Source organism: Pseudomonas sp. NyZ201 (assembly GCF_049860765.1).
In the GTDB taxonomy this organism is placed as follows: Bacteria; Pseudomonadota; Gammaproteobacteria; order Pseudomonadales; family Pseudomonadaceae; genus Aquipseudomonas; species Aquipseudomonas bharatica.
The window spans coordinates 2,027,031-2,052,462 of the sequence record NZ_CP187557.1 but is presented as its reverse complement, the minus strand read 5'-3'; the positions used below and the strand labels follow the sequence as shown (position 1 = coordinate 2,052,462).

The window sequence follows — 25,432 nt, the reverse complement described above, 5'->3', positions numbered from 1 at the left end:
CCATAATAATCATATTATTTAATATGAAAATCGCAATTAATCCATCATAAAGATCGAACAAATAGATTATTTGCGACCTTTCACCTTGTCGTTCCGGGAGGACTCCAGCGCCTCCCGCTCCCGGTCGAAGGCCAGGAAGTACTTGTTGACGCTATTAACATAGCTGACCGGCCCCATTCCCACCTGCTCCAGTGCAACCCGCTCGACCTGGAAGAACCATTGGTTCTGGTTCAGGCCGCGCCGCCGGGCCTCGGCGCGCATCGCCTGGACCCGCTCCGGCCCGAGGTTATAGGCGGCCAGGACGAAGGCCATGCGCTCGCGCTCGTTAAGCTGGTTGCTGGAGAAGAACTTGCGGCGGATCAGCGACATGTAGCGCGCACTGGCCTGGACATTGCCCTCCACGCTGCTGATATCGCTGACCCCCACGCGCTGCGCTGCGCTCGGGGTGATCTGCATCAGGCCGTGGGCACCGCCGGCACCACGAGCGCCGGGATTGAGCGAGGACTCCTTGAAGGCCACGGCGGCAAGGTTGAGCCAGTCGAGGTTCTGCGCCTCGGCGTGCTTTTGCAGCACCGGGCGCAATTTGTCGAGGCGCTGGCGATTGGCCTTGGCCAGCGGGTAATGCACCTTGTACAGGCGCCGGTAGATGCGCTCGAAGTTCACATCCTGGTCGGCCGGCGCGCGGTAGTCCTGGAGAAAACGGTCGACGCTGGCATGCAGCATCACCGCCTCGCGGCGCATGAACCAGTGGGTCGACTCCGGCGCGGCCAGGCTGATCCTGCTGTTGATCTGCAGCTTGGGCATGACCTTGCGCCAGCGCTCGGCGATAGGCTGCTCGACCACCGTCAGCGGCAGGATGCCACCCTGCACCATCTCCAGTACGTCCTCCGTCGCCAGGCTCGGGTCGATCCACTCGATCCTGATCGGCGCGTGCTTGCGCAAGGCCAGGCGCTGGTTGATCTCATGCAGGGTATCGCCGGCGGCACTGCCGGCCGGCAAGGCCAGGGTATGTCCGGATAGCTGCTCGATCCGGCTGTAGCTGCGCTCGCCCCTGCGCCCTACCAGCACCAGTGGCACCTGGGCCAGCACCGGGTCGCTGGCACTCACGCCCCGCGTGGAAACCGGATCGAGCAGTTCGCCCGGCGCTACCAGGTCGCCCTCGCCACGCTGCAAGGCAGGGACCAGTTGCTCCTTGGCCTTGGGGATCAGCTTCAGGCGAATTTCCTGGCCATCACGGGCGCGGGCGTTGAGGTAGTGCTCGAAAGCACGCAGGCGGTAGTACTCGATGCCGTACGGCTGGCCCTTGACCTCGCCGGAGCTGTTGCGGCTCTGGTTGACCAGCACCCGCAGTTCGCGGCTGGCGCGGATCTGCGCCAGGTCGCGATCCTTGTTGCCAGTGCCAACTACCTGGGGCGGACCGGCCACCCGCGCGCTTGCCGGCCCTGCAACGAGCAGCCCGGCGAACAGCAGGATCATCAGCAAAGCTCGGGACATCCGGACTCCAGGAACAGGCCGTGATGGCATGCGTGGCGGCACACTATGCAGCGGGCTCATTACAATTGACCGCAAATGACCACGACAACCTGTTGAAGTTCTTGTGTTTGTTGTTATTTTCGAGCCTTTCAGCGCGTATCAGCCGCGAAATTCGAGGTAGCACCATGCAACTCATCGACATCGGCGTCAATCTCACCAACGCCAGTTTTGCCGGGATTCACCAGGATGTACTGGAGCGCGCCGAGGCGGCCGGGGTGCGGCAGATGCTGCTGACCGGTACCAGCCTGGCCGGCAGCAGCGAGGCGCTGGAGCTGTGCCAGCGCCTCGACGCCAGCGGCCAGCGCCTGTTCTCCACCGCCGGCGTGCACCCGCACGACGCCAGCCAGTGGAACGCCGAAAGCCCGCGCCGGTTGCGCCAGTTGCTGGAGCAGCCACGGGTACAGGCGGTGGGTGAATGCGGGCTGGACTTCAATCGCGATTTCTCGCCTCGCCCGCAACAGGAAAAGGCCCTGGAAGATCAGCTGGCCCTGGCCGTGGAGTTGCAGATGCCGGTGTTCCTCCACGAGCGCGACGCCAGCGAGCGCCTGTTGCAGATCCTCAAGGACTACCGGGACCACCTGGTCGCCGCCGTGGTGCATTGTTTCACCGGCGAGCGCGAGGCGCTGTTCGCCTATCTGGACCTTGACCTGCACATCGGCATCACCGGCTGGATCTGCGACGAGCGCCGCGGCACCCACCTGCACGCCCTGGTCGGCAACATCCCCGAAGGCCGGCTGATGCTGGAAAGCGACGCGCCCTACCTGCTGCCGCGCAGCCTGCGACCAAAACCGAAGAACGGTCGCAACGAGCCGGCATACCTGCCGGAGGTACTGCGCGAAGTGGCGCGGCACCGCGGCGAGAGCGAAACCCGCCTGGCCGCCCATACAACCCTGTGTGCCCGACGCTTCTTCAACCTCCCGGAGCTGGCTTGACACATATCAAGATCTATTGCTGATTAGTCGCCCAGAATGCTGGCACCTTGCCAAAAAACTTTCCGCTCAAACGCTTAACTCAGAGAAGACCTACCATGGGTGCCTGGCTTAGCAACATCTCCCTGAAATACAAGTTCTGGGCTGTCAACGCGGTCGCCTTCGTCACCACCCTGTTCCTGGTGTTGTACGCGGTATTCCTCGAACAGCAGGCCCGGGTCGATGAAGCCCGCGACCGTGCGGTAGCCGAAGCCAGGTTGCTCGCCGCCTGGCCCGCCGGGCAGGCCCTGCCCCAGGCGCCGCATATCCTGGCCTTTGCCCCCGGCCAGACGCCCAGCTACCAGGGGCAGCCTGTCGCGGCCCTGGCCAACGCCAGCGGCTGGGTCAGCCTCGAACCCTACGCCGTGTTCGGCGAAGCGCCGCTGGCTGGGGCCCAGGTGATCAGCCGCGACGGCCAGCGGGTCGCCGTAATGGCACCGGCACCGAGCTTCATGCAAGTCTACAGCGACCGCTTCGGCAACTACGCGGTCTGCGTGTTGATCCTGATGCTGGCGATGCTCTGCGCCTCGCAGCTGCTGATCCGCTTCCTGCTGGCCCAGCTCAACACCCTCAAGGATGTGATCCTGCACGTCGAGAAAACCGGCGACCTGTCGGCGCGGGTGCCGCTGTCCTGCGGTGACGAAGTCGGCCAGATGGCCAGTGCCTTCAACGCCATGCAGACGACCTACCACCGCGTGGTCAATACGGTCGCGGTGACCGCCGCGCAATTGGACTCCGGCGCCGCGCGCCTGGCAGCGAGCATGAGCGACGTGCGCCACGGCATGCTCGGCCAGCAGAGCGAGACCGACCAGGCCGCCACGGCGATCAACGAGATGTCCGCCACCGTCTACCACATCGCCCAGCATGCCGGCGCCACCCGCGACCTGTCGCAGACCGCCGACACCCTCGCCGGCAGCGGCAAGGACGTGGTCAGCCGGGTCCAGACTTCCATTGCCGGGCTGTCCAGCGGCGTGCAGCAGACCGCCGAGATGATTCGTCAACTGGCCGAAGACAGCCAGAAGATCAATGGCGTGGTCAACGTGATCCACAGCATCGCCGAGCAAACCAACCTGCTCGCCCTTAACGCTGCCATCGAAGCGGCGCGGGCCGGCGACCTGGGGCGTGGTTTCGCCGTGGTCGCCGATGAAGTACGCAACCTGGCCAAGCGCGTGCAGTCGTCCACCGACGAGATCACCGAGATGGTATCGGCCCTGCAGGCCGGCACCCGCGACGCGGTGGAGTTCATGACCGAGAGTTCGTTCAAGGCCGACGACTGCGTCAAGCAGGCCCAGGAAGCCGGCGAGGCCCTGGCGGAAATCACCGCCGCGGTGGCGCAGATGCGCGAAAGCAATACGCAGATTGCCGTGGCGGCGGAGCAGCAAAGCCAGGTGGCGGAAGAGATGAACCGCGCGGTGGTGAGCATTCGCGATGTGACCGAGGATACGGTGCAGCAGACGGTGTCGTCGGCGACCACCAGCAGTGAGCTGGCGACCCTGGCCGGGGAGCTGAACAAGGTGATCGGGCAACTGAAACTGTAAGATCGCGGCCCTTGTGGGAGCGGGTTCACCCGCGATTGCGTCGGTGAATTCACTACCGCAATCGCGGGTGAACCCGCTCCCACAGGGGTCGCGTACACCAGCCTATCTCTTCTATAAATCCCCTCAATTGGCCCTGCCCACAACCCGCAACTACTCTTCTGACATGCCCCAGCGAAAAGTCAGAGGAGTCACCCCATGAACACCCACCTGCCGCACGACCTTATTGCCGCCCCGCTGTTCATCATTGGCGCGCTGCTGGTGCTCTCGGGGTTGTTCAGCCTGGATCCGGGGCAGATCGCCGTGGGTGCGATCTTCGTGATGGCGGGCGTTGGCCTTTACCGCAAAGGCCATTACCCCGAGGCTGGACAGTCCAAGCCGTTCAGCCACCGCCATCATTGAGCGTCAGGCGAACACCGTCACCGTCTGCCGGCTGAGCGCCAGCAACTCGCCCGCCGCGTTCCACATGGCCGCTGCGGTATGTCCGTAACCATCACGGGAATGCTCGACATCGGCGCAGTACTGGCACCAGTCCAGGGTACTCAGGCTGGCCACCGGCTGGACGAATTCGATGGTCCAGGTCAGGGTGCTGCCCGCCGCCGGCTTGTTCAGGTACGGCAGTGTCGCTGGCGGCCAGGCATCGCAAAGGGCCAGCAGGTGGGCCTCGGTCACCGGTTCCTCCACCGCGTCACGCAAGCGCACCCAGCCGCCCATCTGCCGCCCCGGCTTGTTGGTAAACGGCATGTTGCCGATTCCCCAGCGCATGGCCAGGAAGCGGATGTATTCCGGGGTCACACCTGGAATGTAGGGCATTTCCGGGCTGGACTCGGCCAGGCTCTTCATCTGCACTGCCGGCAGCGCCGGAATGTCGATCACCGAACTGCGCCCGGCGCCGAAGCTGCCCTGGACGATGGTCACCGTCTGGCCATTCTGGACCGCACGCCCCAACAGCGAACTGACCGCCTTGCCTTCGCGCAGCGGCTCCACCTCGAAGCTGATGGGTACATTGGGTTCGGCCGGACCGACGAAGGTGATCGCCAGGGAACGCACCGGACGCTCAGGCGAGACCCGGGCGTGCATGGCCTCGTACACCAGCGCCGCCATCAGGCCACCGAAACAGGCACGCCCCTGGGCCCACTCGGCGGGAATCACCACCGCTTGCGGACGCTGGCGGACGGCGGTGAGCAGTTGGGAAAAATTCATGCGGACCTCGTCCTGCGGAAAAGTCCTACGATCTTAAGAGCAGAACGGGACGCCGAGCAGGCCACATAACTGCCAAATCAGCGGCCTATCGCTCGTCGATATGCTTGAGCAGGCGCGCCACGGTCTTGTCGGCCTTGCGCTCGGCCTCCAGTCGTTGTTCCTGCCACTGCGCAACCAGGGGCGCCAGGTCGGCCTGCTTCTCGGCCTGGGTCAGCCACTGCAGGAGGTCGTGCCAATGGCCGAGGTCGTCCTGGGCGTTCTTGAGTTCGCTGCGCATCGCCTTGCCGATCCGGCTCAGCTTCGGATACGCCTCGGCGCCGTAGCGCGCACGCTTGATCAGCAGGCGCAGGCGATGCCGGTCATGGTCCGGCTCGTGCACGGCTTCGACGATTTTCTTCCATTGCTTGTCCAGGCGCTTCTCGATGCGCTTGCCAAGGTCCGGCACCAGTCTCTGCCGCTCGATCGCCCGCAGGAAACCGGGGAAAGCGTCGAGCACGGCCAGCAGCTTGTACATCTGCGGGCTGGCTGCCACCGAGGCGAACACCTCGCCCTCCCCGGCGAGCCGGCGCTGCGCAGCCGCACCCATGTAGAGCTGGAACAGCTGTTCGGCCAGCACCTCGCGGTCGCGCAGCGGCGTGGTCATATCGCCGATGGCCTTGGCCGCGTTTTCCAGATGATCGACCCCGGGCAGCCCGCGCAGGGGCCGCAGCAGGCTGCGCAAGCGCCGCACCGTGGTGCGCAGGTCATGGAGCGCCTCGCTGTCGGTATTCTCGGCAAGACGCGCCTGACACGCCATCAAGCGCACCTGCAAGCCCAGGACCTCGGCAACAACGTGATCGAACATCTTCGACATGACCTGCCTCACGACTCAGCGTCCTGCACGGGACTCACGAATATAGAAACGAGCCTTTTCCGCCTTTTTGGTGCACCCCTCGAAGGCTTCGAACTGTTGCTGGGTCTTGGCCCCGGTCAGCAGCGACAGGGCCTTGGAATAGCTGACGGTGCCGGCGAAGCCTTCGGCCTTGGCCAGGTCCAGTTCCTTCCAGGCGGCGTCGAGCTGGGAGCCGCAACTGTCGCGATAGGCCGTCTTGCCCGCGCAGCCAGCCAGGGCCAGAACGATCAGGGGCAGGGTTATCCAGGCTTTCATCGGGTGTTACCTCAAGGGAAATGATCAATCAGGTTGGCCTGTTCGACGGCTTTGCCACGGAAAAGTGCCATCACCAGCGTAGACCAGCGCTGCCGGTGATTGAAGCGAAGCGTTGAACAGGCGCATTGTTACCGTACATGACGGGGGACGCAGCATGAAGAAGCGCGTGGCATTGGTATTGGGCTCGGGCGGTGCCCGGGGGTATGCGCATATCGGCGTGATCGAAGAACTCGAACGGCGCGGCTACGAGATCGCCTGCATCGCCGGCTGCTCCATGGGCGCGGTGATCGGCGGGATCTACGCCGCCGGCAAGCTGGAGGAATACCGCAACTGGATCGAAAGCCTCGATTACCTGGATGTCCTGCGCCTGGTGGATGTGAGTTTCCGCCTTGGCGCGATCCGCGGGGAAAAGGTCTTCGGGCAGATCCGCAAGATCGTCGGCGAGATCAACATCGAGCAGTTGCGCATTCCCTACACGGCGGTGGCCACCGACCTCACCAACCAGCAGGAAATCTGGTTCCAGGAAGGCTGCCTGCACCAGGCCATGCGCGCCTCGGCGGCGATCCCCAGCCTGTTCACCCCGGTGGTCCAGGGCAACCGCACGCTGGTCGATGGCGGCATTCTCAATCCGCTGCCGATCATCCCGGTGGTGTCCAGCCATTGCGACCTGATCATCGCCGTCAACCTCAACGCCACCAACCAGAAGCAGTACACCTTGCCGGTGATAGAACGGCCGGCGGCGTTCAAGCTGCGTTTCGACAGCCTGATCAGCTCGCTGGGCTCGCACCTGCCGTTCCGGCGCAAGCAGGCGGAGGCGTTGCTGGGGCTGGAGAAGGAACTGGAACAGGAACTGGCAGCCGAGGCCGTGGAGGTGCCCAATCCGTGGCTGGCCGACGCTGCCAGCCACAGGGCCCAGCAACCTTCGGCGGCGCCGGAAAGCGACGGTGCGCCAAAGTCGGCGACCGGCTCGTTCATCGTCGACAACGTGGGGCCGGCGTCATTGCTGGACTTGATCAACCAGAGTTTCGAGGTGATGCAGACGTCGCTAGCGCAATACAAGATCGCCGGGTATCCGCCGGATGTGCTGGTCAACGTGCCGAAGCGGGTGTGCCGGTTCTTCGAGTTCTACAAGGCGCCGGAACTGATCGCCTTGGGCCGGGAGATTGCGCGGGATACGCTGGATAACCATGAGGCTGAAAAACGCTAAGTGCCTGAGCGACGCGGCCCCTGTGGGAGCGGGTTCACCCGCGATTGCGTCGGTGGGCTCACTACCGCCATCGCGGGTGAACCCGCTCCCACAGGGGCCGTGTAACGCTCTTGATCCTTGATCAGTCCTGCCCGATCAACCGATACCCCACCCCCGGCTCGGTGATGATGAACCTCGGCGCTGTCGGGTCGTCGCCGAGTTTCTGCCGCACATGCGCCACCACGATGCGCAGGTAGTGACTGTCCTCCACATGGGTCGGCCCCCAGATGTCCTTGAGCAACTGCTGCTGGGTGATCACCCGCCCCGGATGCCGCGCCAGTTGCGCCAGCAGCGCGTACTCCTTGCGGGTCAGCGCCACTTCCACGCCGTCCAGGGTCACCCGGCGGTAGGCCAGGTCCACCGTCAACGGCCCGAGGCTCAACGCGGCCTCTGGCGCAGTGGCGTGCGGCACCTGGCGCAACAACGCGCGCACCCGCGCCAGGAACTCCTGGATGCCGAACGGCTTGGTCACGTAGTCGTTGGCCCCGCCATCCAGCGCCTGGACCTTCTGCGCTTCGCTGGCGCGCACCGACAAGACCATCACCGGCACCGCGCTCCATTCGCGCAGCTCGCGCAGTACCTGCTGGCCATCCATGTCCGGCAGGCCCAGGTCGAGCACCATCAGGTCCGGCCGCGACAAGGCGGCATGGCGCAGGCCCTCGGCGCCGGTGCCCGCCTCCAGCACCTTGTAGCCCTGGGACGCCAGGCTGATGCGCAGGAACTTGCGGATCTGCGGCTCGTCGTCGATGACCAGCACGGTCGCGGTCTGGCTCATGGGGTTTCGCTGTCCAGTGGGGGTTGGGCCGGAAGCGGCAAGCATAGAGTGATGCAGGTGCCGCGGCCAGCCAGGCCGTCTTCGACGCGAATATGCCCGCCATGGGCACCAACCATGCCGCGACAGATCGCCAGGCCCAGCCCCGTGCCCTGCCCGCCGCGATCACCCCGGGCGGCGGTGTAGAACATATCGAAGATGCGCTCGCGGTCCGCCTCGGCGATGCCGGGCCCCTCGTCCGCCACGGCGAAGCACAGTTGCTCGTCCTCGACCGTCACGCGCAATTCCAGGTGCCCCTCGGCCGGCGAGAAGCGCGCTGCGTTCTCCAGCACGTTGATCAGCGCCTGTTCGATCAGCGCGGCATGCACATACAGCAGCGGCAATTCGGCGGGCACCTCGGTGCGCAACTGCAAGGGCGCCAGCACCACCCGCAAGCGGTTCAGCGCGCTGCCGACGATATCGGCCGGGGCCACCCAGTCCCGCGCCAGCTTGAGGCCGCCGTGGCCAAGGCGGGTCATGTCCAGCAGGTTCTGGATATAGCGGTCCAGGCGCTCGGCTTCATCGCGGGTGCCTTCCAACAGTTCACGGCGATCCTCGGCCGGGATCGCATCGCCCAGGGCCAACAGGCTGTCGATGCTGCCGCGCATGGCGGTGAGCGGGGTGCGCAGGTCGTGGGACACCGAGGCGAGCAAGGCGCTGCGCAATTGTTCGGTTTCGCCGTGCAGGCGCGCCGACTCCAATTGCTCGGCCAGTTTCGCCCGGGCCAGGGCCTGGGCCAGCGGCTGGCTCAGGGACTTGAGCAAACGCCGGCGCTGGGCCGGCAATTGCCCGTCGTCCCGGGCCCGCACGCCCAGCAAGGCCAGCGGGCCTTCATCCACCGACAACGGCCACCACCACCAGCGTCCGTTGGGCAGGGTGTCGCTGCCCTGCCCCGCTTCCTGCTCGTGTTGCCAGGCCCATTCGGCGGCAGCACGTTCGTTGTCGCTGAACTGCAGTTCACCACCAAAGGCCACCTGCAGGCGCCCTTCGGCATCGCGCTCAAGCAGACAAGCCTGCACCTGCGGCCAGTTTTCCAGATGCTGGCCGGCGGCGCTGAACACCGCCTGGCGGTCGGTGGCGGCGGTGAGCCGACGGGTCAGATCGAGCAGTTGCCCGGTCTGCTCCTGGGTCTCGCGCAAGGCCTTCAATTGCCGACGCTGCCGCGCGGCGAGATTGCCGGTAAGCACCGCCATCAACAGGAAGAACAGCGAGGTCAGCACATCCTCTTCACGCTGGATGGCGAAGGAGAAGTTCGGCGGAATGAACAGAAAGTCATAGGCGAGGAACGACAGCACCGCGCAGGCCAGCGCCGGGCCGATGCTGCTGCGCACCGCCACCAGCAGCACGGCGGCGAGGAACACCAGGGAGATGTTCGGCAAGTCCATGACCCGTGCTACGGCCCAGGCCAGGCCGCTGGCAAGCAAGGTCGCGGCCACGGCCAGCGCGTAGTGGCGCCAGGCCCAGTCAGCGGCACGCACCGCACGCACCGGCTCGGGCTGCTCGTCACGGTCGAGGACATTGATCTCCAGGCCATGGGATTCGCGCAGCAGGCGGGTGGCGACCCCGGCGCCGAACAGGCGCCGGCGCAGGCGATCGCGCGACTGCCCGACCAGCACCAGGCTGGCACGGCGCTCGGCAGCATGCTGGATCAGCGTGCGCGCCACTTCCCCGGCACGCAGCAGCACCACCTCGCCGCCCAGGCGCTCGGCCAGTTGCTGTGCCGCCTGCAGGCGCTGCCGGGCCGTCTCGTCGCGCAGCGTGCCGTTGTCCACATGCACCAGGCTCCACGGCAGATGGCGGCGCTGCGCCACGCGGCTGGCATGGCGCACCAGGCGTTCGGCCTGGGTATCGCCATCCACGCCGACCAGCAGGCGCCCGCGCAGGGCCGGGGCGTCCTGGCCGAGACGGCGATAGCCGTGGGCCAGGTCGGCATCCACCTGGGCCGCCGCCGTCTGCATCGCCAGCTCGCGCAGGGCGGTGAGGTTGGTCTGGGTGAAAAAGGCGTCGATCGCCGCCCGGGCCTGCTCCGGCACATAGACCTTGCCGTCGCGCAGGCGCTCCAGCAGCTCCCGCGGCGGCAAGTCGATCAGCACCAGTTCGAAGGCTTCCTGCAACACCCAGTCCGGCAGGGTCTCGCGTACCTGTACGCCGGTGATGCCGCGCACATGGTCGTTGAGGCTTTCCAGATGCTGGACGTTGACCGTGGTGTACACGTCGATCCCGGCCGCCAGCAGCTCCTGCACGTCCTGCCAGCGCTTGGCATGGCGGCTGCCGGGGGCATTGCTGTGGGCCAGTTCATCCACCAGCGCCAGCTCGGGCGCAGCCTTGAGCAGGCCATCCAGGTCCATTTCCTCGAGCGTCACGCCACGGTACTCCGAGCGCAACAACGGCTGCTGGGCGATACCCCCGAGCAACGCCTCGGTCTCGCTGCGCCCATGGGTTTCCACCACCCCGGCCAGCACCCGCACGCCGTGGCGCAGACGGGCGTGGGCGGCCTGGAGCATGGCGTAGGTCTTGCCCACGCCCGGCGCCGCCCCGAGAAACACCTTGAGCCGGCCGCGCCCCTGGCGCGGCAGCTCGGCCAACAACGCATCGGCGCGCTGGGAATCACTCATGGTCGGATCAGGTCCTTATTTCGGCAGTGGCGCAAGGCGGTCGAGGGCGGCGTTCAGGGCGAGGATATTCACCACTGGCGGGCCGACCAGAGGTTGCAGGGTGGCTTGCTCCACCAGTCCTTGCAATGCCTGTTGCGGGATTTGTCGGGCCGCTGCCACGCGGGCCAGTTGATAGGCCACCGCCTCGGGCGGCAGATGCGGGTCGAGGCCGCTGCCGGACGTGGTCAGCAGGGCCTGCGGCACCGGCCCCTGCGCCGCGCTGAACAGCATGCCGGCGCTGTCGCCGATACGCTTGGCCAGGGCCGGGTTGCTCGGCGCCAGGTTGCTCGCGCCGCTGGACACGGTGGCGTAGTCCGCCGCCGACGGCCGCGCCTGGAACCAGGCCTCGCCGCTGAACGGCTGGGCCAGCAGGCGCGAACCGCGCACCTGGCCCTGGTCGTCGCGCAGCAGGCTGCCATTGGCCTGTTCGGGGAAGGCCACCTGGGCGATGCCGGTGACCGCCAGCGGATAGACCACGCCGGTCACCAGGGTCATCAGCAACAGCAGGCCCAGGGCCGGGCGAAGATGGGTCGTCATGTTCATGTCCTCGAATTCACACCAGTTGCAGGGCGTTGAGCAGCAGGTCGATCAGCTTGATCCCGGCGAAGGGCACCAGCAGCCCGCCCAGCCCGTAGATCAGCAGGTTGCGGCGCAGCAGGTGGGCGGCGCTGGCGGCCTTGACCCGTACCCCGCGCAGCGCCAGGGGAATCAGCACGACGATGATCAGCGCGTTGAACACGATCGCCGAGACAATGGCGCTCTGCGGGCTGGCCAGTTGCATCAGGTTGAGCACGCCAAGCTGCGGATAGATCGCGGCGAACAGCGCCGGCAGGATGGCGAAATACTTGGCCACGTCGTTGGCGATGGAAAAGGTGGTCAGCGCACCGCGGGTCACCAGCAGTTCCTTGCCCACCTGCACCACGTCCAGCAGCTTGGTCGGGTCGCTGTCGAGGTCGACCATGTTGGCCGCCTCGCGGGCCGCCTGGGTGCCGTCGTTCATGGCCATGCCGACGTCCGCCTGGGCCAGGGCCGGAGCGTCGTTGGCACCGTCCCCGCACATGGCGACCAGGCGGCCTTCGTCCTGTTCCTGGCGGATCCGCGCCAGCTTCTTCTCTGGCGTGGCTTCGGCAAGCACATCATCCACACCGGCCTCGGCAGCGATGGCGGCGGCGGTCAGCGGGTTGTCGCCTGTGACCATCACGGTGCGGATGCCCAGCTTGCGCAGTTCGGCGAAGCGCTCGCGGATCCCCGGCTTGACCACGTCCTTGAGATGGATCACACCGAGCAGGCGCTTGTCCACGCAGACCAGCAACGGCGTGCCGCCGCTCTGGGCGATCTTGTCCACTTCCCGGGCCAGGGCCGGCGGCAGGTCGAGGCGCTGCATGCCGACGAAGGCCAGCACCGAATCCACCGCACCCTTGCGGTAACGACGAGGCCCGAGGTCGATACCCGAGAGGCGGGTTTCGGCACTGAAGGCCACTGGCTGGAACTGCCCGGCGACCGGCTCGACGAAGTCATGCAACTGGCGCAGGTATTCGACGATGGACTTGCCTTCGGCGGTGTCGTCGGCCAGTGAAGCGTACAAGGCGCCCTCGCCCAGCTCCTTGGCGGTAATGCCCGGTGCGGCGAACACCGCGCTGCAACGGCGGTTGCCGAAGGTGATGGTGCCGGTCTTGTCGAGCATCAGCACGTGCACATCGCCCGCCGCTTCCACGGCGCGGCCGGAACGAGCGATCACGTTGAGGCGCACCAGGCGGTCCATGCCGGCGATGCCGATGGCCGAGAGCAGGCCGCCGATGGTGGTGGGGATCAGCGTCACCAGCAGCGCCACGAGGAACACCGTAGGGATTGCACCACCCGCGAAATGGGCGAACGGCTGCAGGGTCACCACCACGATCAGGAAGATCAGGGTCAGGCCGATCAGCAGGATATCCAGGGCGATCTCGTTGGGGGTTTTCTGGCGCTTGGCGCCTTCCACCAGGGCGATCATGCGGTCCAGGGTGGATTCGCCGGGGTTGCTGCTGATGCGTACCAGCAGCCAGTCGGAGACCAGCCGCGTGCTGCCGGTCACCGCCGAGCGATCGCCACCGGACTCGCGGATCACCGGCGCGGATTCACCGGTAATCGCCGCCTCGTTGACCGCGGCGATACCTTCGATCACCTCGCCATCGCCGGGGATCATCTCGCCGGCTTCGACCCGCACCACATCGCCCTTGCGCAGGGCGGTAGCGGCAACCACTTCGAAGCTGCCCGCCGCCGTGCGCCGGCGTGCGCTCAGGCCTTGACTGCCGGCCTTGAGGCTATCGGCACGGGCCTTGCCACGGCCCTCGGCCAGGGCTTCGGCGAAGTTGGCGAAGAGCACGGTGAACCACAGCCACAGGGCGATCTGCAGCGCCACGCCGGTCGGCACCTGGTTATCGGGCAGCAGGCACAGCAGCGTGGTGAAGATCGCGGTCAGTTCCACCACCAGCATCACCGGGGCGCGCTTGAGCTGACGCGGATCGAGCTTGACGAACGCCTGCACCAGCGCCGGCCGCCACAGGGCGGCGAAGGACGTTTGTGCGGTGCTGGCTGGTGCCGTTTTCACATCGCGAAGCGGCATGTTCATGGGGTGACTCCTTGCAAGGCCAGGCTCAGGTGTTCGGCGATCGGGCCCAGGGCCAGCGCCGGGAGGAAGGTCAGGCCACCGACCAGCAGGATGGTGACCACCAGCAGGGTGACGAACAGCGGACCGTGGGTGGGGAAGCTGGCTTGCCCTACCGGTGCGGTCTTCTTCAGCGCCAGGCTGCCGGCCAGGGCAAGGACCGGGAGGATGTAGCCGAAGCGCCCGATCAACATGCCAAGGCCGATCATCAGGTTATGGAAGGTGGTGTTGGCGCCCAGGCCGGCGAAGGCCGAACCGTTGTTGGCGCTGGCCGAGGTGTAGGCATAGAGCAACTGGCTGAACCCATGGGCGCCGGGGTTGCTGATACTCGCGGCCGGCCCGGGCAACGCGGTGGCCAGGGCGCCGAGGATCAGCACGCCGACCGGCATCACCAGCAGGGTTGCCACCAGCAGTTGCACCTCCCGCGCCTGGAGCTTCTTGCCGAGGTATTCGGGGGTGCGGCCGATCATCAGGCCGGCGAGGAACACCGCGATCAGCACGTTCAGCAGCATGCCGTAGAGCCCGGCACCGACGCCGCCGAAAATCACCTCGCCGACCATCATGTTGACCAGCGCGACCATGCCGGTCAGCGGGTTGAGGCTGTCGTGCATGGCATTGACCGAGCCGTTGGACGCGGCGGTGGTGGTCACCGTCCAGAGCACGCTGCCGGTGGTGCCAAAACGGCTTTCCTTGCCTTCCAGTGGCGCGCTTTGCTCGACCTGCGGATTGCTCAGCGCCGGGTTGGGCTGGTACTCGGCCCACAGCGCAGTGGCGCCGCCGACCAGGAACAGGGCGAGCATGCCGGCGATGATCGCCCGGCTTTGGCGCATGTCCTTGACGTAATGGCCGAAGGTGAAGACCAGGGCCACCGGGATCAGGATGATCGACACCACTTCGAACAGGTTCGACCAGGCCGTCGGGTTCTCGAACGGATGGGCCGAGTTGACGCCGAAGAAACCGCCGCCGTTGGTGCCCAGTTGCTTGATGGCGATCTGGCTGGCGGCCGGGCCGAGGGGAATGACCTGGTCGGCGCCTTGCAGGGTGACGGCATGCACGTAATCGCTGAAGGTCTGCGGCACGCCCTGCCACACCAGGATCAGCGCCAGCACCAGGCACAGCGGCAGCAGGCCATAGAGGGTGGCGCGGGTCATGTCCACCCAGAAGTTGCCCAGGGTGCCGGCGCTGCGCCGGGCGATACCGCGGCACAGCGCGACCAGCACGGCCAGGCCGGTGGCGGCGCTGACGAAGTTCTGCACGGTCAGGCCGAGCATCTGGCTCAGGTAACTGAGCGAGGCTTCGCCGCTATAGGACTGCCAGTTGGTGTTGGTCATGAAGCTGACCGCGGTATTGAACGCCAGCGACCATTCCTGGCCGGGCAGGTGTTGCGGGTTCAGCGGCAGGTAGGCCTGCAGGCGCAGCACGGCGAAGAGCAACAGGAAGCCGGCCAGGTTGAAGACCAGCAAGGCCAGGGCGTACTGCTTCCAGTTCTGTTCCTGCCGGGCATCGACCCCGGCGATCCGGTAACAGCCTCGCTCTACCGGGCCGAGCACCGGGCTCAGCCAGGTGCGCTGGCCCTCCATCACCTTGTAGTAGAAACGCCCGAGCCAGGGTGCCGGCAGCAGCACCAGGGCGAAGAAGGCCAGGAGCAATGCGTAATCGTAACTGTGCATGGCCGCTCCCTAGCCGCGGTCGGCGCGCAGCAGCGCGACCATCAGGTACACCAACAACGCCACTGCCAGCAGCAGTGACACCCCGTCCAGAATGCTCATGAGAAATCTCCGTTCGGCGGCGGCTGCCGCGTAGGGAAATTCTCTGGCGCAGGGGCGTAAAGGGACGAGACGGGTGTAGGGGGCAGTGCATAAAGATTTCGTAAAAAAGTTCGGTTTACGCGGACCCTGTGGGAGCGGGTTCACCCGCGATTGCGGTAGTGGACTCACTGACGTAATCGCGGGTGAACCCGCTCCCACAGGGTCTGCATATCCATCAAAAGCCCTGGAGCTGACTTGCCCTTGCTTGCACCAGACACATACCAACCCAGCCTAGATTGCATAGAACGAATCGATATCGGTTATAAGCTAATTCGATACAAATATATTTGGGCATAAAAACATCCGTTATGCTGCGCCCGCCCCGTCGATCTAGAGCGTGTCAGGTAACGTATGGATGTTGGTTCGTTTGGTTTCACCATTGCAGGTCTGGTTGTAGGTTTCATCGTCGGCATGACCGGCGTCGGCGGCGGTTCGCTGATGACCCCGATCCTCCTCTGGTTCGGCATCAACCCTGCTACGGCGGTCGGCACCGACCTGCTCTACGCCGCCATCACCAAGGCCAGTGGCGTCTGGGTCCATGGCAAGCAGAAAAACATCGACTGGGCCATCACCGGCTGGCTGGCCCTGGGCAGCGTGCCTGCGGCAGCGGCGACCCTGTGGTTCCTCAGCACCTTGAACACCGACACCGCCGCGCTCAACGCCATCATCAAGCAGGGCCTGGCGGTGGTGCTGATCCTCACGGCGCTGGCGATCCTCTTCAAATCCCGGCTCCAGGCCTTTGCCAACAAGCATGCCGGCGACCGCTATCACCTGAGCGGGCGCAGCCTCAACACCCTGACCGTGATCACGGGTGTAGTGCTGGGCGTGATGGTGTCGCTGACCTCCATCGGCGCCGGCGCCCTGGGGACGGTGGCGCTGTTCCTGCTGTACCCGTTCCTGGTCACCCGTCGCCTGGTCGGCACCGAGATCGCCCACGCCGTACCGCTGACCCTGGTCGCCGGGTTGGGGCATGCGAGCATGGGCAACATGGACTGGTCGCTGCTGGGGTATCTGCTGCTGGGGTCGCTGCCGGGGATCTATATCGGCAGCCATCTGACCGGGAAGATTTCGGACTCGGTGTTGCGACCGTGCCTGGCGGGGATGTTGTTCTTGATTGGTTACAAGTTGGCGTTCTGATCGACACGCCAGTGGAGCACACGTAAATCCAATGCGCGACGCGGACCCTGTAGGAGCTGGCTTGCCAGCTCCTACAGGGTCCGCGTCATGCTATGGAAATGGTCTCCGTGCGAGCGGAGGAGCTTGGGGCTTTTCAAGGATCAGATCGGCGCCCGAACTGCTTTTGCACAACCTTAACCATCCGGGAACCTCCGATTGATCGTTGTACCTGCACCGCTCACGCGCCATCAGCCGTAACCTTTCTCTTTACCAACGAAGGGCCCGGGATTCTGCTGGGCAATCTCCAAGCTACACGGGTGACTGCACAATCAGTAGAAGATGCCCAAGAGCTGGCCATGGTCTACGAATTGACGCGAGTCGCATAGAACTTGCTCCAGAAGCAAGGATCGCGTGCAGCTTTCCTGGCGTATAAGGGATCGGAGCAGTATGCATCTCTTAAACGTAGTGACCCCAGCGCTCGCCTTTCCGCCTCTTGCAAGCTTATGACCCCAGCTTCCCAGAACTGGCTCCAATAGCTGTCTGCCTTCAGAATTGCAGAAGGTTCTTGCTTGGAAGTCGTAATGGGCATGGGCCACCTCCGGCACAACGTTTTCTAGGGATACGATTACGGTTTCAATCATGCGCTGGATATTGACGGGCGTCTTTCCCCTGACCCAGGTCAGAGGAGGAACGCCTAAGCTCTCGTTGCCGCTGATCTGATCAGGATGGGGAGCTATATGATCTGTGCTGCCGTGCTTGATTGCCGAGCATAGCATGCTGTCAAGTCGTCGACGCAGCGCCAGGTCGGACAGTCCGCCAGGATCGCCGACAAAGGTGCGGCGCGTATTGAACGCAAAGGTAGCTACGCCCGCATAGATAGCAGATCCACCGAGGCCTGGGCTGCTTTCCGAAACATCAAGCCAGGTCTCCATGGCATTCATATAGACGTTAAAAAATATGTCTCGTTGAGAAGTCGTGTAAGCAAAGTCAAATCGGTGGGTATCTGGTCTGTCGTCAAGATCATAGATACCCTCGAGGGTTGACCCTGGCATGAAGCGCTCCATGATCACCTTGATGTTCGTATCCTCTGATCTGGGATTGAAGAACAAGCCGTCATCCTTCGCCAGCGCCAGAAGCCACTCGACTGCAAACGTATCGTCTTCACTATCAATCATCTCCAACACGCTTGCCCGACCAGGGTAGTTTGTCGCCCCCGACATGTCGGGGATCGGGAGAGATGCGAGTGATCACGGCGAGTGCCACGAACAGCGCCTTGTTTCCGACTGTCATGTATCTGCGTCCTTCATTTCCTAGGGACGCAAATGCTTGCTGGATGTAGTGGGTAAGTCAGCCGGATGACTCCGACTGTCAGGTGAGAAGTCTCTGAGCAAGTAGTGAGTGACGAGGCCATCAAGTGAGATGGCCTCGAAAGGCTCAAGCCTCTTCCTGCTTCCGCTCTGCCGTCTTGAGCAACGACTCCACCAACGCCTGGCAGATCTCCAGCGAATGCTGGGTCGCCCAGGCCAGACTCTGCATCGGCTTGCTCGCCGATTCGCAGACCTGGTAGTTGGTTTCATAGGCCGAGGACAGGGACATGGTCAGGTGCACGAGGACATCTTCCATGCTGGCGCCTTCGCAGACGCTGAACAGCGGCGGATGGGTGCCGTTGCAGGTGGCGAAGTGAGTGTGGGCGGTGCGGGGTGGATCGGGGACGGCTTTTTTCATTGGCGATGATCCTAAAGTTCGGCGGAACCGCCAGCATCGTGACCAAACGATGGGTGGCGACTGTGTGCAGGTTGGTCAACCGGGGAACTTAGGAAAACCCGGCGCGCACAAGGGCGCCCCGCACACAGCCGCCATAACGAACGGAACAGCAGCCGCGCTTCATAAGTTACCAAGCAGGTGACCAAACCTGATCGCCAAGCAGCAGCGACCGGCGAAGACTAGGCAGCCATTTCCAGGAGTGCAACGTCAAACGAGGCGCGGAAGTATGATTGGGAAATTGCCTACAGAAAAGTCGGAAATCGAGGGAATTCGTAGCGATATGCAACACCTATACAGGCCTCACGAGCACCGCTAACCCTGTGGGAGCGGGTTCACCCGCGATTACTATGGTGACTTCACTACCGCAATCGCGGGTAAACCCGCTCCCACAGGGTCCGTGTTGCCAACTACAAATACTTCAACCAAGCAATATCCCGCCGCCGCGCCTTCAACCGGGCAAACCAGCGCACCGGCAGATACAACCCCAGCGCCAGCAGCACCGCCCCGAGCCACACCGCTGCGACGGAATCGAAGCCGAAATACGGCCCCTGGTTGGTCCCGAACACGCCCACAGTCAGCACATACAGCACCTTCAACACATACAGGTGCAACAGATAGAAGAACATCGGCGCCGCCCCGAACACCGCCAGCCAGCCCACCGCCCGGCCCTCGTTGCGCCGCTCGAAAGCCACCAGCAGCAACAGCCCGATCCCCAGGGTCAAGGCCAGGAACAGCAACGACGGCGGGTACTTGGTGATGTTGAAGAAGCTCATCAGCGTCTGCACCGTCGTCTCGCCGACAGCCCAGGGTTTCTCGCCGTAGCCATTGAGTAGGCGCAGCACGAAGAACAGGCCCAACGCCGATCCCGCCGTCACCAGCAACCCCCGGCGCCGGTGCCCGGCATCGCTGCCCCTGCCGAACCACGGCCCCATGGCATACCCCAGCGCGATCACGCCAATCCAAGGCAGGACCGGATACGAAGTACGCAAGCGCAACCCCTCGGATACCTCGATCCAGCCCCGGTCATGCAGCACCGCCCAAGGCACATGCATCGCCGACCCGACCGGGAAATGCACGCCATCGAGCAGGTTATGCCCCGCCACCAGCACCACACCCAACCCGATCAGCAGCGCCCGCGGCAGCCAGATCAACGCGCTGAGGGCCAGCATGCTCAGGCCGATGGCCCAGATCACCTGGAGGTAGATGACGCTCGGCGGCAACTGGAAGGTCCAGGCGAAGTTGACCAGGGTGAACTCCAGCACCACCAAGAACAGCCCGCGTTTGAACAGGAAGCTGGACACCGCCGCCTTGCCCTGCTGTTTTTCGCCGTAGAGAAACGCCGACAGGCCGGTCAGCAGAATGAACACCGGCGCACACAGGTGCGCCAGGGTGCGGCTGAAGAATAGCGCCGGGTCGGTCTGGCTCACGTCCATTGGATCGCTGACCTGCAGGTGCAGGTAGAAGGTCTCGCGCACGTGATCCAGCAGCATGAAGAGAATGACCAGGCCGCGCAGGGCGTCGATCGAGTGGAGACGGGTTGAAGGTGTGGCAGACATGCGTAATCGATACTCGTTGACGGATGCAATGTTATTACATGATGGCACGTCGCCCTCCGGTTTCGCCAGCCGCAACGTCAGCGCAAACTCACCCACGCCAATACCGCCAGCCAGATCACCGCGATGCCATAGTTGAGGCGCTGGTACAGGCCAAAGCCATACCCGCTCTCCATCGCTGCGGCCATCAGCCCGACAGTGACCAGAGCCATCACGGTGCACAGCAACGAGAAGCGGGAAAAACCCGGCGAACCAAGCAAGCGCCTGCCCAGGAAAATCCACAACGCACTGGCCAAGGTCAGAGAGAGGAACATCACCAGCCCGGACAGGTTATGCATGCGCTGGGAGAACGAAGGCTCGGCCGGCACACAGCCTTGATCGCAGGGGAAATAGCCGGCACTCATGCTGGCCAGGCCATGGACCACAACCAGCAGCGCTGCGATCCAGGCCAGCCGTGAATACTGAAAGCGCCGGAACAGTCCGGCACCGCATAGCACGAACAACACCCCCAGCGGCAGGTTGTTCACCCAGGGCGAAACATCATGAGTCGGCGCACCCACCGCCCCCAACTGACTCATGGCCAGATCGACATGGCTGTAGCCCGGAAACTGGCTGGCAGTCAGCAGCACTCCGAAAAACAGCCAGAACGGAATCAGCAACCCGGCCCCCAGCAACACCCGATCGATCGTCCTCATGTGTCTCGTCACTCCGTTGTTGTTCGATCCGACATGCTAGTAACCGGCGTCCCGCAAGGGTTACCGATTTTTTTGCAAGGCAGCTTGCCACTGCGTCATCCTGTCGCCCCTTTTGTGGCAAGGATTGCTCCACGTGACACGACGTCTCCCCGGCACCACTGCTCTACTCGCCCTCGAGGCCGCCGCCCGGCACCAGAGTTTCGCCCGCGCGGCGCAGGAACTGGCGCTGACCGAAGGTGCCATCAGCCGACAGATCGCCAAGCTGGAAAGCCAGCTCGGCGTGCGCCTGTTCCATCGTGTCGGCAACCGGGTCGAACTGAGCGAACCCGGTGCGCGCTACGCCGCCGACATGCGCGAGGCCCTCAACCTGATCGAGCGCAAGACCCGCCAGCTGATCGCCGAAGCGCGCAACGACGCCACCCTGGAAATCGGCGTGATCCCGACCTTCGCCAGCCGCTGGCTGATCCCGCGGATGGGGCGTTTCCAGCAGCGCTATCCACAGATCCGCGTCAACCTGCGCGAACGCACCGAACCCTTCGCCCTGGCCGACAGCGAGCTGCAGGCGGCGATCAATATCGAGCACCCGACATGGAGCGGCCTGCGCGTGCAGCCGTTGCTCCAGGCGCCGCTGCTGGCGGTCTGTCACCCCGATCTGGCCGCACGGACACCGGGCGAAGTGCCGCTGCTGCACAAGCACGAGAGTGGCGAGCAATGGAGCGAGTACGCGCGGCAGAGCGGTATCGACCTGCCGAACATCGACGGCGGCCCGCGCTACGACCGCTTCTCCCTGCTGATCGACGCGGCCCGCGCCGGCATGGGCATGGCGCTGGTGCCGCGGCTCTATGTCGAGGACGACCTGCGCGACGGCCGCCTCGCCGCGCCATGGCCGCAAGGGGCGCCGCTGAGCGAACGGTATGTGCTGGTCAGCCGGCCGGGGGAGACATCGGCGGCGCTGGAGAACTTCCGCGAGTGGCTGTTCGACGAAATCAGCGATCGCTAGCGGTCCGGGCGCTGCCACCCGGATCGCTGCGCTGGCACGTGCCTACCAGGTACCGGTGATCCCATAGTGACCATTGGCGATATCGACCACGAAGGGACGATTCGGCGCCTGCGGGAAGAACAGGTGCAGGTTCGGCACATCGAAATGCACGTCGCGGAAGACGCCCGCCAGATGCCGGGTATTGTCGACGGGCGTCTCGAGGTCGTCTTCGAACTTGTCGGTGATGAAGGCGTCGATGAACTTGACGGGAAAATCCCGATACAGGTCATCGGCAGTGATGGCGGCCTTGAAGATGCCCTCGGCCCTGGCCCGAAGGGTGCGGCGCTGTGCCGGCACCCGGTGCGGATCGATACGCAGCACATCCGTCCTGCCGATCCGCTTGTGTTCGGGGACGCTGGCAACGTCTACACCTGACTGCCGTGCAAGGAATTCGAGGTGCATGGGCCTGGCTCCTGGTTGCAGGGCGCCCCGTCTATGACCCGCAGATTTTCCCCACACCTGACAGAAATATCAGGTAGGGCCTGGTCCAGCGGTTGCCATTACCCCGCCAACAACGCTACTGTCAGGGCCATGAACGCCTTCCACAGCACCTCGACCACCACCACGACCACCGCCACCGGCGGGGGCTGCGGGTGTCGCTGAGCTGCTGAAGCCAGACCCGAAAGGCCCCGCCAGCGATGGACGGGGCCTTTTTCGTTGGGGCGCCGTGTCGCTGGCACATCACAAGGAGCGACACCCATGCACGCACTCTTGATTCTCGATCTGCAGGTCGGCCTGTTCCACGGCGCGGAAAAGCCGTGGCGTGGCGAGGCCATGCTGGAGGCGGTGAATACACTGCTGGACAAGGCCCATGCCGTCGGAGCGCCGGTGTTCCTGGCGCGGCATGTGGGGCCGGAGGGCTCGCCGCTGACGCCGGATGCGCCGCTGACCCGGTTGATTGCGGAGCTGCAGCTGAATGGTAGCGAACGGGTATTCGAGAAGCGGCGGCCGAATGCCTTTGTCGGTACCGGGTTGGTGGAAGCCCTCAGGGAATATGGCGTCACGGGCGTGGTGATCGCCGGGATGAAGACGCAGTACTGCGTGGACAGCACCTGCCGTGCGGCGGGAGACCTGGGGTTCCCGGCAGTGCTGGTGGCGGATGGGCATAGCTGTTCGGATACGCCGGGGTTGAGCGCCGAGGCGATCGTGGCGCATCACAACGGGACGTTGGCGGGGGCGTTTTGTCGGGTGATGAACGCTCAGGAGATCGAGTTCTGATCTGACCTTGCCGTGCAGCTGATGGCCTCATCGCAGGAAAGCCCCACGCGCCGCGAACCTGTGGGAGCTGGCTTGCCAGCGATAGGGCCATCAGCAGCAATGAAGATCCTGAATTACAAACCCTGCTCCAGCGCCAGCAGATCAGCCAGCGGCTGCGCCCGGCGAATCAGCTTCACCTCGGCGCCATCCAGCAGCACCTCGGCCAGCAGCGGCCGGCTGTTGTAGTTGGACGACATCGACGCGCCATAGGCCCCGGTGTCATGCATCACCAGCAGATCACCCACCTGCGGCTGCGGCAGCAGGCGCGGGACCAGGCCCTGGTCGTCCTGGGTGAAGACATCGCCGGATTCGCACAACGGCCCACCCACCACGCATTCCACTTCGGCACGGCCCGCGGCGTCCAGCACGCTCATATGGTGGTAAGCGCCATACATGGCCGGACGCATCAGGTCGTTGAAACCGGCATCCACCAACACGAACTGGCGGCTGCCCGCCCGCTTCACCGCCCGCACCTCGGTCACCAGGCGACCCGACTCGGCCACCAGGAAACGCCCCGGTTCGATCTCCATGCGCACCGGATGAGCAAGGAACGCCTCGATCTCTTCCCGCGCCTGCTGCCAGGTGCTGGCGTAGCGCTGCACATCCACCGCCACATCGCCGTCGCGGTACGGCGTGGACAGGCCACCACCGATGGAGAACGCCTCGATATCGTGGTCCAGCGACTTGATGGTGGCGACCATCGCCCCGCCGACCTGGGCCAGGTGGCCATAGTCCACGCCAGAACCGATGTGCATGTGGATACCGACCAGGTGCAGGCCGCATTGGCGGATCACCGCCAGGGCGTCACCCACTTCGTCATGCCAGATACCGTGCTTGCTGTTTTCCCCGCCAGTGTTGGTCTTGCGGCTATGACCATAGCCAAAGCCCGGGTTGATGCGCAGCCAGACGCGGTGGCCCGGCGAGCGCTCGCCCAACTGGCGGAGCATGTCGATGGAACCGCAGTTGACCTCGACCTTGAGCTCGACGACACGGGCCAGGGTCGGCTGGTCCAGCAGGTCGCAGGTCAGGACCACGCCCGCCGGGTCGCCTTCCGGGCTGTAGCCGGCCAACAGTGCACGCTCCAGCTCGCCGAGGGACACCGCATCGACGCGCACGCCATGCTCGCGCATCAGGCGCAGGATATGCAGGTTGGAGCAGGCCTTCTGGGCGAAGCGGACCACATCGAAGCAGTCCAGGCGCGCGATGCGCTCGCGGATCACGGCGGCGTCGTAGGTCCAGAACGGCGTGGGGAATTGCTGGGCGGCGGCGGCCAGGGCGGATGGCGTGGTCATGGCGGGAAACATCCTGCGGATTGGAAAGATCGCCATGATGCCGAACGGCAGCCATTCAGAAAAATATCTATTCTTTGTCATAGCATTCAGTTCTGATATGCACCTCTTCTTCGAACAGACTCACCGCCATGCCCCTTTCCGTCCGCCATATCGAAGTCTTCCGCGCCATCATGCTGGCCGGCAGTGTCACCGGAGCCGCGCGCCTGCTGTTTACCTCGCAGCCGACCGTTAGCCGAGAGCTGGCGCGGCTGGAGAACCTCAGCGGCCTGAAGTTGTTCGACCGCCAGGGCGGGCGCCTGCTGCCTACCGCCCAGGCGCTGATGCTGCTGGAGGAAGTGGAACGCTCCTATGTCGGGCTGGAGCGGATCAACAGCATCGTGGAGTCGATGCGTCGCTTCGAGCACGGGCAACTGGACCTGACCTGCCTGCCGCTGTTTTCCCAGACCCTGCTGCCCCGGGTGTGCAAGCAGTTCCAGCGCGAACATGCCGGCGTCGGGCTGTGCATCAGCGCCCAGGAGTCGCCATTGCTGGAGGAATCCCTCAGCGCCCAGCGCCATGACCTTGGGTTGACCGAGGGTGAGCAGGTGCCGCGTGGAACCCGGGGTGAATTGCTGTTCAGCGCCGATATGCTCTGCGTGCTGCCCGACGGCCATGGGTTGCTGGAGCGCCAGCGCCTGGCAGTGACGGACTTCCAGGGCGTGGCCTTTATCAACCTGGCCGGGCGGGATATCTATCGTCAGCAACTGGACGAGCAGTTCCGCCAGGCCGGGGTCGAGCGGCATACGGTGATCGAGACGACCAATGCCGCGTCGGTGTGCGCCATGGTCCGCGAGGGGCTGGGGGTGGCGATCATCAATCCGCTGAGCGCGCTGCGCGAGGCCGGACGAGGCTTGCAGGTGCGACGGCTGGAGGTGTCGATCCCGTATCGGGTGATGCTGGTGCGGCCGGAGTTCCGGGCGTCTTCGGGGTTTGTGGAGGCGTTTTGCGCGGCGTTGCGGGAAGAAGCTGGAATCGTGATGGCGCGGTTGGCGGAGGTTGGCTGAGGGCCGTGTTGGCCTCATCGCCAGCTCCCACAAGGTTCGGCAGCGCCGCGGACACTGTGGGAGCTGGCTTGCCAGCGATAGGGCCATCAGCAGCAACCGACCATCTGGTAACTAATCCATTAAG

General features: G+C 64.7%; 24 protein-coding genes. 8 read left to right on the top strand and 16 right to left on the bottom strand.

Annotated elements, in window-relative coordinates:
* Positions 1-66: 66 nt before the first annotated feature.
* Complete coding sequence (locus ACPFMA_RS09210) at positions 67-1,494, bottom strand: transglycosylase SLT domain-containing protein (RefSeq protein ID WP_425930037.1); 1,428 nt, start codon at positions 1,492-1,494, stop codon at positions 67-69.
* A gap of 164 nt (positions 1,495-1,658) precedes the next feature.
* Here ACPFMA_RS09210 and ACPFMA_RS09205 point away from each other — a divergent pair, with 164 nt between their 5' ends.
* The 3 genes from ACPFMA_RS09205 to ACPFMA_RS09195 all read left to right on the top strand — a co-directional run bounded on the left by ACPFMA_RS09205 (position 1,659) and on the right by ACPFMA_RS09195 (position 4,438).
* A complete protein-coding gene (locus ACPFMA_RS09205) occupies positions 1,659-2,465 on the top strand; it encodes a TatD family hydrolase (RefSeq protein WP_425930036.1) in 807 nt (268 codons plus the stop codon).
* A gap of 95 nt (positions 2,466-2,560) precedes the next feature.
* Positions 2,561-4,039, top strand: a complete 1,479-nt coding sequence (locus tag ACPFMA_RS09200) for a methyl-accepting chemotaxis protein (RefSeq protein ID WP_425930035.1) — start codon at positions 2,561-2,563, stop codon at positions 4,037-4,039.
* A gap of 195 nt (positions 4,040-4,234) precedes the next feature.
* The gene (locus ACPFMA_RS09195; RefSeq protein WP_420059263.1) at positions 4,235-4,438 is read left to right on the top strand and encodes a hypothetical protein; all 204 of its coding nucleotides are present in this window, start codon (positions 4,235-4,237) and stop codon (positions 4,436-4,438) included.
* Positions 4,439-4,441: 3 nt separating this feature from the next.
* Here ACPFMA_RS09195 and ACPFMA_RS09190 read toward each other — a convergent pair whose 3' ends face one another.
* The 3 genes from ACPFMA_RS09190 to ACPFMA_RS09180 form a co-directional block, all read right to left on the bottom strand.
* Positions 4,442-5,239, bottom strand: a complete 798-nt coding sequence (locus ACPFMA_RS09190) for an acyl-CoA thioesterase (RefSeq protein ID WP_425930034.1) — start codon at positions 5,237-5,239, stop codon at positions 4,442-4,444.
* Positions 5,240-5,324: 85 nt separating this feature from the next.
* The gene (locus ACPFMA_RS09185; protein WP_425930033.1) at positions 5,325-6,092 is read right to left on the bottom strand and encodes a CHAD domain-containing protein; all 768 of its coding nucleotides are present in this window, start codon (positions 6,090-6,092) and stop codon (positions 5,325-5,327) included.
* A gap of 15 nt (positions 6,093-6,107) precedes the next feature.
* Positions 6,108-6,386 (bottom strand): hypothetical protein, encoded by a 279-nt coding sequence (locus ACPFMA_RS09180; RefSeq protein ID WP_009394459.1) that lies wholly within the window; start codon positions 6,384-6,386, stop codon positions 6,108-6,110.
* A 154-nt stretch (positions 6,387-6,540) separates the two neighbouring features.
* Here ACPFMA_RS09180 and ACPFMA_RS09175 point away from each other — a divergent pair, with 154 nt between their 5' ends.
* Positions 6,541-7,593, top strand: coding sequence for a patatin-like phospholipase family protein (locus tag ACPFMA_RS09175; protein WP_425930032.1), 1,053 nt, complete (start codon positions 6,541-6,543; stop codon positions 7,591-7,593).
* 121 nt (positions 7,594-7,714) lie between these two features.
* On the opposite strand, the gene ACPFMA_RS09170 is transcribed toward ACPFMA_RS09175, so the two are convergent.
* The 6 genes from ACPFMA_RS09170 to kdpF are packed head-to-tail and all read right to left on the bottom strand — an operon-like array spanning position 7,715 to position 15,510.
* Positions 7,715-8,407: a response regulator gene (locus tag ACPFMA_RS09170; protein WP_425930031.1), complete on the bottom strand. Its 693-nt coding sequence runs from the start codon at positions 8,405-8,407 to the stop codon at positions 7,715-7,717.
* Positions 8,404-11,058, bottom strand: a complete 2,655-nt coding sequence (locus ACPFMA_RS09165; protein ID WP_425930030.1) for a DUF4118 domain-containing protein — start codon at positions 11,056-11,058, stop codon at positions 8,404-8,406. The genes ACPFMA_RS09170 and ACPFMA_RS09165 overlap by 4 nt, the downstream gene beginning before the upstream one ends.
* Before the next feature lie 15 nt (positions 11,059-11,073).
* Positions 11,074-11,634: a potassium-transporting ATPase subunit KdpC gene (gene kdpC / locus ACPFMA_RS09160; protein ID WP_425930029.1), complete on the bottom strand. Its 561-nt coding sequence runs from the start codon at positions 11,632-11,634 to the stop codon at positions 11,074-11,076.
* 16 nt (positions 11,635-11,650) lie between these two features.
* Positions 11,651-13,705, bottom strand: a complete 2,055-nt coding sequence (gene kdpB / locus ACPFMA_RS09155; protein WP_420059258.1) for a potassium-transporting ATPase subunit KdpB — start codon at positions 13,703-13,705, stop codon at positions 11,651-11,653.
* Positions 13,702-15,411, bottom strand: a complete 1,710-nt coding sequence (gene kdpA / locus ACPFMA_RS09150) for a potassium-transporting ATPase subunit KdpA (protein WP_420059257.1) — start codon at positions 15,409-15,411, stop codon at positions 13,702-13,704. The genes kdpB and kdpA overlap by 4 nt, the downstream gene beginning before the upstream one ends.
* Before the next feature lie 9 nt (positions 15,412-15,420).
* Positions 15,421-15,510 (bottom strand): K(+)-transporting ATPase subunit F, encoded by a 90-nt coding sequence (gene kdpF, locus ACPFMA_RS09145; protein WP_037058438.1) that lies wholly within the window; start codon positions 15,508-15,510, stop codon positions 15,421-15,423.
* 390 nt (positions 15,511-15,900) lie between these two features.
* On the opposite strand from kdpF, the gene ACPFMA_RS09140 reads away from it, so the two are divergent.
* Positions 15,901-16,686, top strand: coding sequence for a sulfite exporter TauE/SafE family protein (locus ACPFMA_RS09140; protein WP_425930028.1), 786 nt, complete (start codon positions 15,901-15,903; stop codon positions 16,684-16,686).
* Between the two features lie 308 nt (positions 16,687-16,994).
* On the opposite strand, the gene ACPFMA_RS09135 is transcribed toward ACPFMA_RS09140, so the two are convergent.
* The 4 genes from ACPFMA_RS09135 to ACPFMA_RS09120 form a co-directional block, all read right to left on the bottom strand.
* Positions 16,995-17,840 carry a hypothetical protein gene (locus ACPFMA_RS09135; protein WP_425930027.1) on the bottom strand — a complete coding sequence of 282 codons (846 nt, stop codon included), beginning with the start codon at positions 17,838-17,840 and terminating at the stop codon, positions 16,995-16,997.
* A gap of 259 nt (positions 17,841-18,099) precedes the next feature.
* Positions 18,100-18,390, bottom strand: coding sequence for a hypothetical protein (locus tag ACPFMA_RS09130; protein WP_425930026.1), 291 nt, complete (start codon positions 18,388-18,390; stop codon positions 18,100-18,102).
* Positions 18,391-18,836: 446 nt separating this feature from the next.
* Positions 18,837-19,985: a DUF1624 domain-containing protein gene (locus ACPFMA_RS09125; protein WP_425930025.1), complete on the bottom strand. Its 1,149-nt coding sequence runs from the start codon at positions 19,983-19,985 to the stop codon at positions 18,837-18,839.
* A gap of 77 nt (positions 19,986-20,062) precedes the next feature.
* Positions 20,063-20,677 (bottom strand): DUF998 domain-containing protein, encoded by a 615-nt coding sequence (locus tag ACPFMA_RS09120; RefSeq protein WP_425930024.1) that lies wholly within the window; start codon positions 20,675-20,677, stop codon positions 20,063-20,065.
* A gap of 133 nt (positions 20,678-20,810) precedes the next feature.
* On the opposite strand from ACPFMA_RS09120, the gene ACPFMA_RS09115 reads away from it, so the two are divergent.
* Complete coding sequence (locus ACPFMA_RS09115) at positions 20,811-21,677, top strand: LysR substrate-binding domain-containing protein (RefSeq protein WP_425930023.1); 867 nt, start codon at positions 20,811-20,813, stop codon at positions 21,675-21,677.
* 42 nt (positions 21,678-21,719) lie between these two features.
* Here the strand turns inward: ACPFMA_RS09115 and ACPFMA_RS09110 are convergent, their stop codons facing one another.
* Positions 21,720-22,118 carry a hypothetical protein gene (locus tag ACPFMA_RS09110; protein WP_425930022.1) on the bottom strand — a complete coding sequence of 133 codons (399 nt, stop codon included), beginning with the start codon at positions 22,116-22,118 and terminating at the stop codon, positions 21,720-21,722.
* Positions 22,119-22,415: 297 nt separating this feature from the next.
* Here ACPFMA_RS09110 and ACPFMA_RS09105 point away from each other — a divergent pair, with 297 nt between their 5' ends.
* A complete protein-coding gene (locus ACPFMA_RS09105) occupies positions 22,416-22,934 on the top strand; it encodes a cysteine hydrolase family protein (protein ID WP_425930021.1) in 519 nt (172 codons plus the stop codon).
* Positions 22,935-23,047: 113 nt separating this feature from the next.
* Here ACPFMA_RS09105 and lysA read toward each other — a convergent pair whose 3' ends face one another.
* Positions 23,048-24,265, bottom strand: coding sequence for a diaminopimelate decarboxylase (gene lysA, locus ACPFMA_RS09100; RefSeq protein ID WP_425930020.1), 1,218 nt, complete (start codon positions 24,263-24,265; stop codon positions 23,048-23,050).
* A 128-nt stretch (positions 24,266-24,393) separates the two neighbouring features.
* Here lysA and ACPFMA_RS09095 point away from each other — a divergent pair, with 128 nt between their 5' ends.
* The gene (locus ACPFMA_RS09095; protein ID WP_425930019.1) at positions 24,394-25,308 is read left to right on the top strand and encodes a LysR family transcriptional regulator; all 915 of its coding nucleotides are present in this window, start codon (positions 24,394-24,396) and stop codon (positions 25,306-25,308) included.
* Positions 25,309-25,432: the final 124 nt, after the last annotated feature.